This window comes from Streptomyces sp. bgisy100 (assembly GCF_057709105.1).
Genome location: NZ_JBYITE010000040.1, coordinates 1 through 17,013 on the forward strand (window position 1 = coordinate 1; position 17,013 = coordinate 17,013).

Below are 17,013 nucleotides of genomic sequence, written 5' to 3' on the forward strand. Positions count from 1 at the left end.
CGCTTCGGCTTCGGCCGCCAGACCACCAGCGCGCTGGTCTGCTGGACGTCCTGGTACGGCACCAGGTCCCGGCGGTACGAGGCGTGCACCGCGGCCTCGCGCTGCTGGATGGCCGCCGCCGCGCCCTCGACCGCCTGCTGGAGCTCGGCGACCCGCTGCTGGAGCGCCGTCACCTGGTTCTCCAGTTCGATGATGCGCTTGATGCCGGCGAGGTTGATGCCCTCGTCCTGGGACAGCTGCTGCACCTGCCGGAGCAGCTCGATGTCCCGGGCCGAGTAGCGCCGGCCCCGGCCCGCCGTGCGGTCCGGGGAGACCAGGCCCAGCCGGTCGTACTGCCGCAGGGTCTGCGGGTGCAGACCCGAGAGCTGAGCGGCGACCGAGATGACGTAGACGGGCGATTCGTCGGTCAGCTCGTAGGGGTTGCGGCTCCTGCCGCCCCTGCCTCCGGGCAATCCTCGGCCGTCCATCTCATGCTCCCTTCGCGGCCTGGAACAGCTCGGCCCGCGGGTCCTCCCCCGCGGTGACCTCGGCGAAGGCCTCCAGCGCTTCCTTCGCCTCGTCGCCGAGGTCCTTGGGGACGCTGACCTCCACGGTGACCAGCAGGTCGCCGCGGGTGCCGTCCTTGCGGACCGCGCCCTTGCCGCGGGCACGCATGGTGCGCCCGTTGGGCGTCCCGGCCGGCAGCTTGAGCGTGACCGGCGGGCCGCCGAGGGTGGGCACCTTGACCTCGCCGCCGAGCGCCGCCTCCGGGTAGGTGACGGGCACGGTGACGGTGAGGTTGTCGCCCTTGCGGCCGAAGACCGGGTGCGGATCGACGTTCACCACGACGTACAGGTCGCCGTTGGGTCCGCCGCGCTCGCCCGGCGCGCCCTTGCCGCGCAGCCGGATGCGCTGGCCGTCGGCGACCCCCGCCGGGATCCGCACCTGCATGGTGCGGGAGCTGGTGGCGCGCCCGCTGCCCTTGCAGGTCTCGCACGGATCCTGGGCGATCAGACCGCGGCCGCGGCACTCCACGCACGGATCGGTGAGGGAGAAGCCGCCACCGCCGCCGCGGCTGACCTGACCGGTGCCGACACAGGTCGGGCACACCCGAGGAGTACCGTTTCTGTCGCCGGTGCCCGAACAGGCCTTGCACGCGGCCGAGCTGGACATCCTCAGCGGGACCGTGGCCCCGTCGACCGCCTCGGTGAAGCTCAGCGTCACCTCGGACTCGATGTCCTGGCCGCGGCGCGGCTGGGTGCGGGTGCCGGGGCCCCCGCGGTTGAACAGACCCCCGAAGACGTCACCGATTCCGCCGCCGCCGAAGCCGCCCGCGCCCGCTCCGCCCCCGCCCTGGGCGCCTCCGAAGAGGTCGCCCAGGTCGAAGTTGAAGTTGCCGGAGCCGCCCGCGCCCGGACCGGCACGGAATCCTCCGTTGCCGAAGAGCGCGCGCGCCTCGTCGTACTCCTTGCGGCGTTTGGCGTCGGCCAGGACGTCGTTGGCCTCGGAGATCTCCTTGAAGCGCTCCTCGGCCTTGGCGTCGTTCTTGTTGGCGTCCGGGTGGTACTCGCGGGCGAGCTTCCGGTACGCCTTCTTGATCTCCGCCTCGGTGGCGTCCTTGGGGACGCCGAGAACCTTGTAGAGGTCCTTTTCCAGCAAGTCCCTGCTCAGGCTCATTCCCGACGCCCCTCCTCTCCTGCTGTCCCTGTTGCTGCGTCAGCCCTCGTCCGGGCCACCGCTCTCCTCGTCCGGCCCGTCGCCCCCGTCGCCCTTGGGCTGGGCTCCGGGCTGCGGCTCGGCCACGGCGACCCGTGCGGGACGGATCGTCCGCTCGCCGATGCGATACCCCGGCTGGAGGATCGACACGCACGTCGTCTCGGTGACGTCGGGCGCATAACTGTGCATCAGGGCCTCGTGGATCAGCGGGTCGAAGGGCTCGCCCTCCTTGCCGAACTGCTGCAGCCCCATCTTGGCGGCCGTGCCCTCCACCGATTCGGCGACCGACTTGAAGCCGCCGACCAGCTCACCGTGCTCCCGCGCCCGGCCGATGTCGTCGAGCACCGGAAGCAGCTCGGTCAGGAGGTTCGCCGCGGCGATCTCCTTGACCGTTATCCGGTCCCGCTCCACCCGGCGGCGGTAGTTCTGGTACTCGGCCTGGAGGCGCTGGAGGTCGGCCGTGCGCTCGTTGAGCGCCGTCCGCACCTGGTCCAGCTGCGCCTGCAGGCCCACGGTCTGCAGCTCGTCCCCCGCCGGGGCCGCCGGGCCCGCCTGCTCGGCGGACCCGTCGGCCTTTGCGCCGTCCCGGCCCGCGGCGTGCGGACCCTGCGCGGCGGCGGACCCCTCCTCGAAGGGAGGCGAGGAGGGAGAGCCGTCGGGCTGCTCGTCGAAGCCCGGGGTCTCCTCCGTCACGCGGCACCGCCCTTCGGCTTCTCCTCGTCGACGATCTCGGCGTCGACGACGTCGTCGTCGGCCTTCGCCTCACCGTCGCCCTCGGCGCCGGCACCGGCCGCGCCCGCGCCGTCCGCCGGGGCGTTGGCGTACATCGCCTGGCCCAGCTTCTGGCTCACCGCGGCGACCTTCTCGGTCGCGGTGCGGATCTCGGCGGTGTCGTCGCCCTCGAGCTTCTCCTTCAGCTCGGTGAGCGCGGTCTCGACCTCGGTCTTGACGTCGCCCGGGACCTTCTCCTCGTTGTCCTTGAGGAACTTGTCCGTCTGGTAGACGAGCTGCTCGGCCTGGTTGCGGGTCTCGGCGGCCTCGCGGCGCTTGTGGTCCTCCTCCGCGTACTGCTCGGCCTCGCGCATCATGCGGTCGATGTCGTCCTTCGGCAGCGCGGAGCCACCGGTGACGGTCATCCTCTGCTCCTTGCCCGTGCCGAGGTCCTTCGCGGCGACGTGCATGATGCCGTTGGCGTCGATGTCGAAGGTGACCTCGACCTGCGGGACGCCGCGCGGGGCCGGCGGGAGGCCGGTGAGCTCGAACATCCCGAGCTTCTTGTTGTACGCCGCGATCTCGCGCTCGCCCTGGTAGACCTGGATCTGCACGGACGGCTGGTTGTCCTCGGCCGTCGTGAAGATCTCGGAGCGCTTGGTCGGGATCGTGGTGTTGCGCTCGATGAGCTTCGTCATGATGCCGCCCTTGGTCTCGATACCGAGGGACAGCGGGGTGACGTCGAGCAGCAGGACGTCCTTGACCTCGCCCTTGAGCACACCGGCCTGCAGGGCGGCGCCGATGGCGACGACCTCGTCCGGGTTGACGCCCTTGTTGGCGTCCTTGCCGCCGGTCAGGTCACGGACCAGCTCGGCGACGGCGGGCATCCGGGTGGAGCCACCGACGAGGACCACGTGGTCGATCTCGGACAGCTGGATGCCGGCGTCCTTGATGACGTTGTGGAACGGGGTCTTGCAGCGCTCGAGCAGGTCCGAGGTGAGCTGCTGGAACTGGGCCCGGGTGAGCTTCTCGTCCAGGTGCAGCGGGCCCTCGGCGGACGCCGTGATGTACGGCAGGTTGATCGTGGTCTCGGTGGACGAGGACAGCTCGATCTTCGCCTTCTCCGCGGCCTCGCGGAGGCGCTGGAGGGCCATCTTGTCCTTGGCCAGGTCGACGCCGTGGCCGTTCTTGAACTGCTCGACCAGGTAGTCGACGACGCGCTGGTCCCAGTCGTCACCACCGAGGTGGTTGTCACCGTTGGTGGCCTTGACCTCCACCACGCCGTCGCCGATCTCGAGCAGCGAGACGTCGAAGGTGCCGCCGCCGAGGTCGAAGACCAGAATGGTCTGGTCGTCCTTCTCCAGCCCGTAGGCGAGGGCGGCCGCGGTCGGCTCGTTGACAATGCGCAGAACGTTGAGACCCGCGATCTCGCCGGCCTCCTTGGTGGCCTGGCGCTCGGAGTCGTTGAAGTAGGCCGGGACGGTGATGACCGCGTCCGCGACCTTCTCCCCGAGGTAGGACTCGGCGTCCCGCTTCAGCTTCTGCAGAATGAACGCAGACATCTGCTGCGGGTTGAAGTCCTTGCCGTCCAGGTCGATCTTCCAGTCGGTGCCCATGTGGCGCTTGACCGACCGGATGGTCCTGTCGACGTTGGTGACCGCCTGGCGCTTCGCGACCTCGCCCACGAGCACCTCGCCGTTCTTGGCGAAGGCCACAACAGACGGCGTGGTCCTGGCGCCCTCGGCGTTGGTGATGACGGTGGGCTCACCGCCTTCGAGAACACTGACGACGGAGTTCGTCGTACCCAGGTCGATGCCGACCGCACGTGCCATGATCGCTTCCTCCAGAGGACTTGAGCGGAACAGACTCAAGCGTGCATGATCCACTTTTCCCTGTCAACAGACCTGAGTCACCCTTACTCAAGTCTTATGCGGGATGGCATGTCACGGCCGGAAGGAAGGGGTCCGCGGGGCGGGGCGGCCGGGGCGGCGGCGACAGCGAAGGGTTGCCTGGGCGACGCAGATCACCGGCCGGGCGGCTTCATGCGGCCTGCGATCCTGGGTAATGTCAGCAAGACTGGAAAAGTTACCGCTTAGTAAGTCTGGGGTCCCGGTGCCCGCCCGCAGGGGGACACAGCCTCCCAGACAGCTCTCGCAGGCCCGAGGAGCCCCCTAATGCAACTCGCCGCGATCATTGTGTCGCTGGTCCTAATCGCGGTCGGCGTCGCGCTGTTCGGCCGTGCCATCCTGCAGATCTACCGCTTCGTACGGCTCGGCCAGCCCGTACCCGCCGGTTCCCGCACGGACGACCCCACGCAGCGCACCATCACCGTGGTCAAGGAGTTCCTCGGCCACACCCGGATGAACCGCTGGGGCGTCGTCGGCGTGGCGCACTGGTTCGTGGCGGTGGGCTTCTTCTCGCTGCTGCTGACGATCGTCAACGCCATCGGCCAGCTCTTCCAGGCCGACTGGCTGATCCCGTTCATCGGCGACTGGCTGCCGTGGGAGATGTTCGTCGAGCTGATCGGCACCCTGACGACGGTCGGCATCGTGACCCTGATCGTCATCCGGCAGATGAGCAGGCCCGGCGGGGCCGGCCGCAAGTCCCGGTTCGCGGGCTCCAACACCGGCCAGGCCTACTTCGTCGAGGCCGTCATCCTCATCGTCGGCATCTGCATCGTCACGCTGCACGCCCTGGAGGGCGCCCAGCACGGCGTGGAGCACTACGAGCCCGCGTTCTTCATCTCGTACCCGCTGGTCGCGTTCTTCAAGGGCCTGAGCCTGGGCACCCTGCAGAACCTCACCTACTTCTTCGCGCTGGTCAAGATCGCGACATCCTTCATCTGGATGATCACGGTCTCGCTCAAGACCGACATGGGTGTGGCCTGGCACCGCTTCCTGGCCTTCCCCAACATCTGGTTCAAGCGCGAGGCGGACGGCGACGTGGCGCTCGGCGCGCTGCAGCCGATGGTCTCCGGCGGCAAGCCGATCGACTTCGAGGACCCGGGCGAGGACGACCAGTTCGGCGTCTCCCAGGTCGAGCACTTCTCCTGGAAGGGCATCCTCGACTTCTCCACCTGCACCGAGTGCGGCCGCTGCCAGTCGCAGTGCCCCGCCTGGAACACCGGCAAGCCGCTCTCCCCGAAGCTCCTCATCATGTCGCTGCGCGACCACGCGCACGCCAAGGCGCCGTACCTGCTCGCGGGCGGCGGCAAGGACGCCGAGGGCGAGGAGAAGGCCACCGAGGAGCAGCTCAAGGACGTTCCGGCGGCGGCCCTGGCCGAGGCCGAGCGCCCGCTGATCGGGACCCTGGAGGAGAACGGCGTCATCGACCCGGACGTCCTCTGGTCCTGCACCACCTGCGGCGCCTGCGTCGAGCAGTGCCCGGTGGACATCGAGCACATCGACCACATCGTCGACATGCGCCGCTACCAGGTGATGATCGAGTCGTCCTTCCCGAGCGAGGCCGGGACGATGCTCAAGAACCTGGAGAAGAAGGGCAACCCCTGGGGCCTGGCCAAGAAGCAGCGGCTGGAGTGGACCAAGGAGGTCGACTTCGAGGTCCCGGTCGTCGGCAAGGACATCGAGGACCTCACCGAGGTCGACTACCTCTACTGGGTCGGCTGCGCCGGCGCCCTGGAGGACCGCGCCAAGAAGACCACCAAGGCCTTCGCGGAGCTGCTGCACATCGCGGGCGTCAAGTTCGCGATCATGGGCGGCGACGAGGCGTGCACCGGTGACTCCGCCCGCCGTCTGGGCAACGAGTTCCTGTTCCAGCAGCTCGGCCAGCAGAACGTCGAGATGCTGAACATGGCCTTCGGCGAGACTCCGTCCGACAGCGGCTCCGCCGCGGGCGACGAGGGCGTGACGGTCGAGAAGTCCAAGAAGAAGATCGTCGCGACCTGCCCGCACTGCTTCAACACCATCGCCAACGAGTACCCGCAGCTCGGCGGCGAGTACGAGGTCATCCACCACACCCAGCTGCTCCAGCACCTGGTGGACGAGGGCAAGCTGATCCCGGTCACCCCGGTCGAGGGTCTGATCACCTACCACGACCCCTGCTACCTGGGCCGCCACAACAAGGTCTACACGCCGCCGCGCGAGATCATCGCCAAGGTGCCGGGCCTGCGCAACGAGGAGATGCACCGCCACAAGGAGCGGGGCTTCTGCTGCGGCGCCGGCGGTGCGCGCATGTGGATGGAGGAGCGGATCGGCAAGCGCATCAACACCGAGCGCGTGGACGAGGCGCTGTCCCTCAACCCGGACATCGTCTCCACCGCCTGCCCGTTCTGCCTCGTCATGCTGACCGACTCGGTCAACGGCAAGAAGAACGACGGCAAGGCCAAGGAGTCGCTCCAGGTCGTGGATGTGGCCCAGCTGCTCCTGGACTCGGTGAAGACCCCGCCGTCCGACCCGGCGGGCGACGCCGAGCCGGCGGACGAGCCGGAGCCCGAGCCGGTGAAGTAGCCGAGGAGGCGCCGGCAGGGCCCGAGGGCCCGACGGCATCGCGCCTCCTCCCCCGGAAACGCCGACGGCCGGTCCCGCATCGCGCGGGGCCGGCCGTCGGCGTTTTCCGGGGCGGGGGAACGGGGGTGCCGGAGGCCGTCGGGGTTGCCGGGAGCCGTCCGAGTGCCGGGGGCCGTCGGCTTGCCGGGCCGACGGTCGGCTCTGCCGGGACGGCGACGGTCCCGCCGGCACGGCACGGACCCGGGCGCATACGGGCCCACCCCGGCGCCCCCGGGAGCGAGAGCGCCCCCGCAACGGCCCCTGGACGCCCCCACAACCGCCCCGGGACCTGCCGGCCTGTCAGCGGCTCCGCGACGCCACGGCCCCGACCCGCTCGGCCCAAGGGGCCCTACAGCTCCTCCGCCTCCAGGTCGAACGGCATGATCTGCCGGACGCCGCCCTGGAGGGGCAGCTCGGTCCAGATGATCTTGCCCTCGGCGATGTAGCGCGTGCCCCACCGCTCGGCGAACTGGGCGACGAGGAAGAGCCCCCGGCCGCCCTCGTCCGTGGTGGCCGCCCGCCGCAGGTGCGGCGAGGTGTTGCTGGTGTCCGAGACCTCGCAGATCAGGCTGCGGTCGCGGAGCAGCCGCACCCGGATCGGGCCGGTGGCGTAGCGGATGGCGTTGGTGATCAGCTCGCTGAGGATCAGCTCGGTGGTGAACACCATGTCCTCGTCCACCTCCCACTCGCCCAGCTTCCGGGTCACGTCCGCCCGCACCCGGGCGACCGCGGACGGGTCGGACGGGACGTCCCACTCGGCGACCTGGTGCTCCGGGACGATGTGCGTCCGGGCGACGATCAGCGCGATGTCGTCCACCGGCCGGTCCGGCATCAGCGCTTCGAGCACCGCGTCACAGGTGTCCTCCGGGGTCCGCTCCGGATGGCCGGACAGGGCGGTGCGCAGCAGCTCCAGGCCCTCGTCGATGTCCCGGTCGCGGTCCTCGATGAGCCCGTCGGTGTAGAGCACCAGCCGGGAGTCCTCCGGCAGCCGCAGCTCGCCGGTCTCGAACGGCATGCCGCCCAGGCCCAGCGGCGGCCCGCTGGGCAGCTCCGGGAAGTCCACACTGCCGTCGGGGTGGACCACGGCGGGCGGGGGGTGCCCGGCCCGGGCCGCGGTGCAGGTCCGCGAGACCGGGTCGTAGATCGCGTACAGGCAGGTGGCCCCGGTGATCGCCTCGCCGCCGCCCTCCTGGGCCTCGTCCTGGTCGATCCGGGCCACGAGCTCGTCGAGGTGGAAGAGGAGCTCGTCGGGCGGCATGTCGAGGGTGCAGAAGTTGTTGATCGCGGTGCGCAGCCGGCCCATCGTCGCGGTGGCGTGCAGTCCGTGCCCGACGACGTCCCCGACGACCAGCGCCACCCGCGCCCCCGGCAGCGGTATGACGTCGAACCAGTCGCCGCCCACCCCGGCCTGCGCCGGGAGGTAGCGGTAGGCGACGTCGAGCGCGGTCTGGTCGGGCAGGGTGCGCGGCAGCAGGCTGCGCTGGAGGGTCACGGCCATGGTGTGCTCGCGGGTGTACCGGCGGGCGTTGTCGACGCTGACCGCCGCCCGCGCCACCAGCTCCTCCGCCAGCGACAGGTCGTCCTCCTCGAACGGCTCGGGCTTCTCGGCACGCCAGAAGCTGGCCATCCCCAGCACCACGCCCCGGGCCCGCAGCGGGACGGTGATCATCGAGTGGATGCCGAAGTCGACGATCCGCCGGGCCCGATCGGGGTCCTGCTCCTGCCAGCCCCCGAACGCGGTGAGGTCCGGCTCCATGACCGCCTGCCCGCTGGAGAACCCCCAGGCCTGCGGGGTGGAGGGGACGAAGTGGATGAGCCGGCCCAGCGGGTAGAGCGGGTGGTCCTCCCGGATGCCGCTGGTCGCCGTGCGGCGCATGTCCGCGCCGCTGCCGGTCGGCTCCTCGCCGTGCAGCACGGGGTCCACCAGGTCGATGGTGACGAAGTCGGCGAACCGGGGCACCGCGAACTCCGCCAGCTCCTCGCAGGTGCGCACCACGTCCAGGCTGGTGCCGATCCGCACCCCCGCGTCGTACAGCAGCTTGAGCCGCTTCCGGGCGCTGTCGGCCTTGCCGGTGAGCGCCCGCAGCTCGGTGGTGTCCCGGAGGGTGGCCACGCTGCCCGGCGGTCCGCCGTCGCGGTCCGTCGGCTGGTGGTTGACGGCGATCAGCCGCTCCCCCACCAGGTGCACCTCGTCGCTGGCGGCCCGCCCGGAGACCAGCAGCTCGGCCATGCGGTGCGGCAGGCCGAGCTCGGAGACCGCGCGGCCCTCGGCGTCCGCCGGCAGGCTCAGCAGCCGGCGCGCCTCGTCGTTGGCGAGCAGCAGCCGGTGGTCCGCCGCGACGATCAGGACGCCTTCCCGCACGGCGTGCAGCACCGCGTCGTGGTGCTCGTACATGCGGGCCATCTCGGCCGGGTCGAGGCCGTGCGTCTGGCGGCGCAGCCGCCGGGTGACCAGCGCCGTACCCCCCGTCGCCACCAGCAGCGCCGCCGCGCCGGTGCCGAAGATGATCGGCAGCTGCCGGTCGACGACGCTGGTGACGTTGTTGACCTTGAGCCCGGCGGAGACCAGCCCGAGCACCTTGCCGTCGTTCCCCTTGACCGGCACCACGGCCTGCTCCTCGTAGCCGAGGGGGCCGTGCACCCGCTCGGTGAAGACCTGCCCGTTCAGCGACGGTTCGATGGTGCCGACGAACCGCTTCCCGATCCGGTCCGGGATCGGATGGGTGTAGCGGATCCCGTTGGTATCCATGATCACGATGAAGTCGACGCCCGCCGCCTTCCGCCCGACCTCGGTCAGGGGCTGCAGCACGGCCGACGGGTCGCGCCGGGCCAGGGCGGCCTTGATGCCGGGGGCGTTGGCGTAGGACTGGGCCACGGCGACCGAGCGGTTGCGGGCCTCCCGTCCGGTGTCGTGCCGGGACTGGAGCACCAGGGCGACGACGGCGGCGACGACGAGCAGCACCACGAGCGCCACCTGCAGGACGAACACCTGCCCGGCGACGCTGCGCACATCCATCATCGAGCGCCAGTGCCGCCCCGGGGACGACGGCGGGACCTTCGGTTCGTGCCCTTCTCGCTCTTCTCGTCCCGAACGCGGGCGCTCGCGCCGACTGCGTGGGAGCCAGTTGGCCGGCGAGAGAACCGACTGCTCCCAAGATCGGCCGAAAAGTCCGGCCATATCCTTATTTCTAGCACTGCCCACGTCCGGTGGGCGAACGGTGGGCCCACGGGCCCTCGGCCGACAACAGGCCCGTACGGCGCCGTCTGCCTCCCGCGTTCTCCGAGGCGCCGCGGCCGCGCCCCGCACCCGGGGCGGCGTCCGCGCGCCGCCTCCGCGGCGGGCCCCGCGTCCCCGGTCCGGGCCCGGCGGCCGGTCCTGTCCGTCAACAGGCCTACCCCGTAACGGCGTTGCGGAACGTGGCCCGCGTGGACCGGCCCCGTCCCGGCCGGCACCGGAGGCGTTTCCCCTGTTCACAACCTTCCGTTGGCCGGGCGCCGTCCGCCGCACCGCGGCCCGCGCCCCGGAGCCCGGCCCTCCGCCGTCCCCGGCCCACCGGAGCCGTACAACCCTTCCCCCGCATCCGCCGTCATACAGGCGCCGGAAAGGACGGGCCCTTTCCGCCCACCCCCGCACCAGCCCGGCCTTCCTCATCACAAGGAGCCGTTTCGTGCGCATGTACCGCTCGACCGCCGTCGCCGCGGCCTCGTTCCTGCTGCTGACCGGTGCCGCGATCGTCGCCGCCCCGGCCGCCCACGCCGGGACACCCGGCGGGACCCAGGCCTCCGACCGCAACACCGACTTCAACGGCGACGGCCGCGAGGACGTCCTGACCGGCGCGCCCGGCGGCACCGTCGGCGGCGACCGCGGCGCCGGGTACGTCACCGTGCAGTACGGCTCCTCCCGGGGCATCACCACCGGGAACCGGGCCGTGATCCACCAGGGCACCGCGGGCGTGCCCGGCGCCGCCGAACCGGGCGACGCCTTCGGCAGGGCCCTCGCCTCGGGGGACCTGGACGCGGACGGCTACGACGACGCGATCGTGGGCATCCCCGGCGAGGACCTCGGCACCGCCGCCGACGCGGGCGGCCTCGTCATCCTCTGGGGGTCCGCCACGGGGCTGAGCGGGGCGTCGAGCCAGTGGTTGGAGTCCTCCGCGCCCAGAGCCGGGGAGTCCTTCGGCGCGGGCCTGGCCGCGGCCCGCTTCACCGCCGGCACCCCGGGCGACCTGCTGGCCGTCCTGGACCGCGACGACCTGGAGCTCTACACCTTCGAGCCCGCCGGGCAGCCGGGCGCCCGGGAGCGCCGGACGGACGGCCGGACGGACGGCCGGGCGGACGGCCGGGCGGACGCGGACAGCCGGGGGGATACGGGCGGCCGGGCGGACGCGGGCGGTACGGCGGAGCGCGCGGTCCGTGAGCGCACCGGATCGCTGCTCACCGGCCGCGCGGCCCGGGACACCGGGACCCGTGCGAAGAACGGCAGCGGCACCGCGGCGGCCGACGGGCCCCGGGTGATCCGCCCGCAGACCCTCACCACCGGCGACTACGACCACAACGGCTTCGCCGACCTGGTGGTCTCCGGCCTGAGCACCGGCGAGGAGCCCGGCCACGGCTGGTCGGTCCAGTTCTCCGGCCGGGAGGACGGCCTGGAGTACGGGCGCGACCTGCGCGGCGGCCCCGTCGCCGCCTCCGGGGACCTCAACGGCGACGGCTACGACGACCTGGTCACCGGCGAACCGAACAGCCCGGACGACGGCGGGGCGACCACCACCGGCGGCACCGTCGGCGTGTACTACGGCAGCCCCGACGGCCCCGCCGGGACCGAGGGCCCGGGCACCCCGCCGCAGTGGTGGACCCAGGACTCGCCGGGCGTCCCCGGAGGCGCCGAGCGCGGCGACGGCTGGGGCGCCGACCTCTCCCTCGGCGACACCGACGCCGACGGGTACACGGACCTCGCGATCGGCGCCCCCGGCGAGGACCTCGGCACGGTGGCGGACGCGGGCGCCGTCTGGGTGCTCCGCGGCTCGAAGGCGGGGCTGACCACGACCCGCGTCAAGGACTTCAACCAGGACACGGCGGGCGTCCCGGGCGCCCCCGAGAAGCAGGACCGCTTCGGCGGCCAGGTCCGGCTGGCCGACCCGGACCGCAACGGCACCTTCGGCCTCCTGGCCGCGGCCCCCGGCGAGAACACCGGCGACGGCGTGCTGTGGTTCCTCCCGTCCGGCACCGCGGGCGTGACCGCCACGGGCTCCTGGACCTTCGACGGCGGCTCGCTGGGTGCTCCCGCCGCGGACGCCCGCTTCGGGGCGGCGATCGACGACTGAGCGGGGGGTCAGGTCCGGCGGGGGTGCGGTCGGGGTCGGTGGGCCGCCACCACCCGCTCCTCGCCGCCGGGCCGGTCGGCGCGGGTCCGGTCGGCGCGGGTCCGGTCGGCGCGGGTCCGGTCGGCGCGGGTCCGGTCGGCGCGGGTCCGGTCGGCGCGGGTCCGGTGGCCTCGGACTCCCGAGGGGGGCGCGGCGGGTGGCGGGCCCGGCGGCCTCGGGCGGCTCGCGGCGGCTCACTGCGGGTGCCCACACCCCGGCACGTCCGCCGCGGCCCGAGGGGGGTGCCACCGGACGGCCGGGGGACCGGCCCCGTCGGCGCCCCGCACGGCCTACTAACCGCTCTTGGTATAGGTGCGACGAATCCTCTGTTCGGGTGCAGCCTGCCCCAGGAACGATTCCCCAGGTGCGGCTGGGGCGTTGGACGCGGCATGGACCCCCGGCAGTTGTGGAACCGGAATACGGTGCTGGCGGAGGCCTTCTGCCTCAGCGACGAGCACGTGAAGTCGGCGCAGAGCGCCCTGGACGAGACACAGGCGCACAGGTCACGCCTGCTGGCCGCGTTCGCGGTCACCGTGGGCAGCGACAGCTCCGTCGCCGACCTGCTCGGGCTGAGCGAGCGCGAGGTGCGCGTCGCCCGGCGCACCGTGGGCAAGGACGACGCCCGCCGGGTGGCCGAGAACGTCATCGGCGCGACCCCGCCGGCCGCGGAGCCGGAGGAGGAGCCGCTGCCCGAGCCCGCGCCCGTCCCACAGGCCCCGGCCCCCGCGCCCGTCCAGGCGGCCCCGGCCCAGCAGAGTTACGTTCCGCAGCAGCCGCACGTCCCGCAGCACGCCGCCCCGCACGCCGCGCAGCAGCAGTACCTCCACCAGCCCACCCCGCAGTACTTCGACGTCCCGCAGACCGGCGTCGAGATGCCGATGACGACCGGCGTCGAGAACCCGATGGCCCGGGAGACGGCGTGGACCTCGGCGATGGACGTGGTCCTCATCGACAGCTGGCAGTCCGGGATCGACCTGAGCGTCCTGGCCGACGAGTTCGGCCTCGACCTGGCCCGGCTGGTCGCCCGGGTCCAGCAGCTCTCCGCCGAGGGGCGCCTCACCGGGCAGCCGCTCCCCTGCCCGGCTCCCGAGGACCGGGCCGGCCGGCACCGGCGGGACTCCGGAACGACGACGCTCGGCTACGACCCGTACGGCGGGCCGCTGCCGGCCTCCGGCTGGGAGGCCCCGTCCACCATCCCCGACGAGATGCTCGCCTATCTGCCCAACCAGCACGCCTGGCCGCAGTACACCCCGGGCGCCGGGGTGCGCTGACACCCCGGACCGTCCGCTCGGGCGCCGGGGAGCAGTGATACCCGCGGGCTGTCCGCTCGGGCCCCGCATCCACTCGCCTGCCGGACGGCGTCACACCCGCTCCGGCCTGCGACGAAGCCCACTCCCCGGCGTCTTGCCGCCGGGCCCCCGCGGAGCGAGAGTGTCAGCCGCGGGTGCCGGGCGGTCCGGCGGGGCGGATGGGGTGGGTTGTGCGGATACGGGTCACTGCGGCGGGTCTGGGCTGCGCCGCGCTGATGCTGGCGGGCTGCGCCGCACCGGGCGGCGGGGCGGACGGCGCGGGGCGCACGTCCCGGGCCCACCGCCCCTCGGCGGCGCCCCTGCGGCCCGTACCGCGCGGTGACGGCAGCCGCGCCGAGGACGACTTCAACGGCGACGGCCACCCGGACCTGGTCCTCGACGAGCTGGTCAAGCGCCACCGGGAGAGCCACGGCGACGACGCGGGCATCGGCGTCGTCTACGGGTCGGCCCACGGCCCGGACCCGGCGACGCGGCAACTCGTCTCCCCCGGGCGGTACGCCGCTCCGTCCGGCGGCACCCTGCCCGCCGCGTTCGACGCCGAGACCACCTGCGACCTCGACGACGACGGTTTCACCGATCTGCTCATCGGCACCGACCCCCCGTACGACGGCATCGGGCGGCCTCCGGTGCCGCACCAGATCCTGTTCGGCGGGCCGCACGGGCTCGCCGGCAAGGCCGTGAAGCTGCGCGTCCCCGGCCGGGCGCGGGCCGGGAACGAGTGGCCGGACCAGCCGGTCTGCGGCGACTTCGACGGCGACGGCAGCCAGGACCTGGTGCTGACGGCGAGCGGCTCGCGGATCAGCCTGCTGCGGGGTCCGTTCACCCGCGCCGGGGCGCCGCACGCCGCCGGTGCCCCGCGCCCGGTCCCCGGGACGCTGCTCTCGCGCCCCCTCCCGGCCGCGGATGCCAACGGCGACGGGGCCGACGACCTCGTGGTGCGGGGCAAGCGAAGCAGTCTGCTGCTCGGCGGCCCGCTCGGCCCGGTGCGCCCCGGCGGCGCCTACACGGTGGCGCGCGCTTGGCGCGACGCGGGGGACGTGGACGGCGACGGAACGGCGGAGCTGGTGGCGGACGGCACCGGTCGGCGGGTGAAGGTGCTGGAGCGCGCCGGTGGTGCCGGGGGCGGAGCGGGTGCGGGTTCCGGGGCCGGGGCGGGTTCCGGGGCGGGGGCGGGTACCGCGCGTACGGTCCCCGTGGCCGGGCTCCCGGGCAGCGGCTCCGCGGAGACGACGGTGCTGGCCCTGACCGACCTCGACGGCGACCGGCGGGCCGACCTGGTGGTCCGTACCCGCCGGGGCGACGAACGTGACCTGATCACGATCCACCCCGGCACCCGCGACGGCCTGCGGGCGAAGCCGACCCGCACCTTCAGCACGGCGGTGTTCGCGGGGGACCGCTGACGGGAGCGGCGCCCGGCGCCCAACGCCCGTGGGACGGCGGCGGGACGGCAGCGGGCCTGCCGTGGCAGGCATATGCGGGAGGGCGTGCGGGAGGGGCGTACGGCGGGTGCGTGCGGAGGGGGCGTACGGGAGTTGCGTACGCCGGGTGCGCGCCGAAGGGGCTTCGGCAGGGGATAACGCCCCAGCCGACGGACGCAGTTCAGACACGCCACGAATAAAAAGTCTCACTTTCCGTACAACCCTTGGCCGTTGAGCGAGGTCTTGCGATCGCCGACCGTCGTGCGGCCCGAGCCCGTCCGCCGGGAACCGCACGGCGGGCCGGCCCGCCACCCCCTCTGCGGATGCCGCAGCGCATCCCCCGCAGGCACAGGAGATCTCCGCGTGCACCAGCGTTTCCGTACCGTCCTGGCCGCAGCGGTGGCCGCGACGCTGACCGGCGGACTGCTCGCCCTCGCCGGCACCCCCGCAACCGCCTCCCCGGGCGCGGAAGGCAGCGTCGCCGAGGCCGACTTCGACCGGGACGGCTTCCGGGACCTCGTCGTCCCCACGCCGGACGCCACCGTCGCCGGCCGGCGGAACGCGGGCGCGGTCACCGTGCTCCACGGGTCACCGTCCGGCGCCGGGGCCGCCCGCCGCACCACGGTCAGCCGGAACACCCCCGGCGTACCGGGAACCGCGGAGCGGGGCGAGCGCTTCGGCCACGCCACGGCCGTGGGCGACTTCGACAACGACGGCTACGCCGACCTGGCCGTGGGCGTGCCCCACGCAGCCGCGTCGGGGGGCCTGTCCGAGGACACGGCGGAGGACCGTTCCCAAGGCACCTCGGGAGACCGTTCCCAAGGCACCCCCGGGGACAGTCCCCAAGGCACCTCCGGGGAAGGCTCCGCGAGCGGCTCCGGGGAACGTTCCGAGGGCAGCCCCGGAATCCGGGCCGCCGGCAGCGTGCAGATCCTCTGGGGCTCGGCGGCGGGCCTCACCGGTGGCACGACCCTCGCCGGCCCGGCCCCGACGGCGCGGAGCCGCTTCGGACAGGCCCTGGCCGCCGGGGACTTCGACGGCGACCGGCGGACCGACCTCGCGGTGGGAACGGCCTCGGCCACCCTGCGGATCTTCAAGCGCGGCATCGCGCGGACCGGCACCGCGGGCGCCCGGCAGGACGTCCGGACCCCGGTACGGGGCGGCACGGGCCGCGGCATCGTCCGGCTCACCGCGGGCGAGGTGACCGCCGACGAGCGCACCGACCTGGTCGTGGGCGGCGCATCGGGCACCGCGGGCGCCCACGCCCGCCACGCCAACTCCTTTCTGCCCGGCAGCGCTTCGGGTCCGGACGCGTCCAGGGCGAAGCAGCTCCCCGCCGGTGCGTTCACGGCGATCGGCGACGTCAACGGCGACACCTACGGCGACCTCGTCGGCGGACTGCCCGAGGGCACCGGTGCCCGGGGCGGCAGGGTCGACGTCGTCTACGGCTCCCCCTTCGGCCCCACCCGCCGCAGGGACACCATCACCCAGGAGTCCGGCGCCCTTCCGGGCGGCTCCGAGGCCGGCGACGGGTTCGGCCGCGCCGTGACTCTCGGTGACATCAACGGCGACGGCTTCCAGGACCTGGCCGTCGGTACCCCGCACGAGAAGCTGCCCGCGACCGCCGGCACCGGCTCCGTCACCGTCGTCTACGGCTCCTCCACGGGCCTGAACACCGGCCACGTGCAGTCCTTCCACCAGGGCACCCCGGGCGTCCCCGGCTCCCCCGACCTACCGGAGGTGTTCGGCGGCACGGTCGTCCTCTCCGACCTCACGGGGGACGGGCGGGCCGACCTGACCGTCGGCGCCGACTCCGCGGAGGAGGGCGTCGGTTCACTGGTGACCCTGCTCTCCGACGGCACGTCGGTCACCACGGCGGGGGCGGGCGCCCTGCTGCGCTCCCCGCTGGACACGAGCGCGGTCCCCGCCGGCCTGCCCCGGTACGAGAGCTTCATCTCCGGCTGAGGCTCCGGCTGACGCCCCCGTCCGCACGCGCACACCCCGTACCACT

At 73.2% G+C, this 17,013-nt stretch carries 10 protein-coding genes; 5 read left to right on the top strand and 5 right to left on the bottom strand.

The window, feature by feature from the left end; genetic code table 11:
* From AC3EQ1_RS23370 to dnaK, 4 genes are all read right to left on the bottom strand, one after another.
* Window positions 1-467 (bottom strand): heat shock protein transcriptional repressor HspR (locus tag AC3EQ1_RS23370; RefSeq protein ID WP_432096295.1); only part of this gene is annotated, 467 nt, incomplete at its 3' end.
* 1 nt (window position 468) lies between these two features.
* The gene (gene dnaJ / locus AC3EQ1_RS23375) at window positions 469-1,656 is read right to left on the bottom strand and encodes a molecular chaperone DnaJ (RefSeq protein WP_432096296.1); all 1,188 of its coding nucleotides are present in this window, start codon (window positions 1,654-1,656) and stop codon (window positions 469-471) included.
* 39 nt (window positions 1,657-1,695) lie between these two features.
* Window positions 1,696-2,388 (bottom strand): nucleotide exchange factor GrpE, encoded by a 693-nt coding sequence (grpE, locus tag AC3EQ1_RS23380; RefSeq protein WP_388854170.1) that lies wholly within the window; start codon window positions 2,386-2,388, stop codon window positions 1,696-1,698.
* Window positions 2,385-4,238, bottom strand: a complete 1,854-nt coding sequence (gene dnaK, locus AC3EQ1_RS23385) for a molecular chaperone DnaK (protein WP_351506787.1) — start codon at window positions 4,236-4,238, stop codon at window positions 2,385-2,387. Before dnaK ends, grpE begins: the two co-directional genes overlap by 4 nt.
* A 342-nt stretch (window positions 4,239-4,580) precedes the next feature.
* On the opposite strand from dnaK, the gene AC3EQ1_RS23390 reads away from it, so the two are divergent.
* A complete protein-coding gene (locus AC3EQ1_RS23390) occupies window positions 4,581-6,872 on the top strand; it encodes a (Fe-S)-binding protein (protein ID WP_432096297.1) in 2,292 nt (763 codons plus the stop codon).
* 388 nt (window positions 6,873-7,260) lie between these two features.
* Here the strand turns inward: AC3EQ1_RS23390 and AC3EQ1_RS23395 are convergent, their stop codons facing one another.
* Window positions 7,261-9,927, bottom strand: a complete 2,667-nt coding sequence (locus AC3EQ1_RS23395) for a SpoIIE family protein phosphatase (protein WP_488187168.1) — start codon at window positions 9,925-9,927, stop codon at window positions 7,261-7,263.
* A 652-nt stretch (window positions 9,928-10,579) separates the two neighbouring features.
* On the opposite strand from AC3EQ1_RS23395, the gene AC3EQ1_RS23400 reads away from it, so the two are divergent.
* From AC3EQ1_RS23400 to AC3EQ1_RS23415, 4 genes are all read left to right on the top strand, one after another.
* Complete coding sequence (locus AC3EQ1_RS23400; protein ID WP_432096299.1) at window positions 10,580-12,235, top strand: FG-GAP repeat protein; 1,656 nt, start codon at window positions 10,580-10,582, stop codon at window positions 12,233-12,235.
* A 428-nt stretch (window positions 12,236-12,663) separates the two neighbouring features.
* Window positions 12,664-13,545, top strand: coding sequence for a hypothetical protein (locus AC3EQ1_RS23405; RefSeq protein WP_432096300.1), 882 nt, complete (start codon window positions 12,664-12,666; stop codon window positions 13,543-13,545).
* A gap of 197 nt (window positions 13,546-13,742) precedes the next feature.
* Window positions 13,743-14,984: an FG-GAP repeat domain-containing protein gene (locus AC3EQ1_RS23410; RefSeq protein WP_432096301.1), complete on the top strand. Its 1,242-nt coding sequence runs from the start codon at window positions 13,743-13,745 to the stop codon at window positions 14,982-14,984.
* Window positions 14,985-15,365: 381 nt separating this feature from the next.
* Entirely contained in the window at window positions 15,366-16,967 is a 1,602-nt protein-coding gene (locus AC3EQ1_RS23415) for an FG-GAP and VCBS repeat-containing protein (RefSeq protein ID WP_432096302.1), read from the top strand.
* Window positions 16,968-17,013: the final 46 nt, after the last annotated feature.

Bases quoted from the DNA above. Each gene is read 5' to 3' on its own strand.
- dnaJ (WP_432096296.1), bottom strand. From the start codon at position 1,656: ATGAGCCTGAGCAGGGACTTGCTGGAAAAGGACCTCTACAAGGTTCTC.
- AC3EQ1_RS23405 (WP_432096300.1), top strand. From the start codon at position 12,664: ATGGACCCCCGGCAGTTGTGGAACCGGAATACGGTGCTGGCGGAGGCC.
- AC3EQ1_RS23410 (WP_432096301.1), top strand. From the start codon at position 13,743: ATGGGGTGGGTTGTGCGGATACGGGTCACTGCGGCGGGTCTGGGCTGC.
- AC3EQ1_RS23390 (WP_432096297.1), top strand. From the start codon at position 4,581: ATGCAACTCGCCGCGATCATTGTGTCGCTGGTCCTAATCGCGGTCGGC.
- AC3EQ1_RS23395 (WP_488187168.1), bottom strand. From the start codon at position 9,927: ATGGATGTGCGCAGCGTCGCCGGGCAGGTGTTCGTCCTGCAGGTGGCG.
- dnaK (WP_351506787.1), bottom strand. From the start codon at position 4,238: ATGGCACGTGCGGTCGGCATCGACCTGGGTACGACGAACTCCGTCGTC.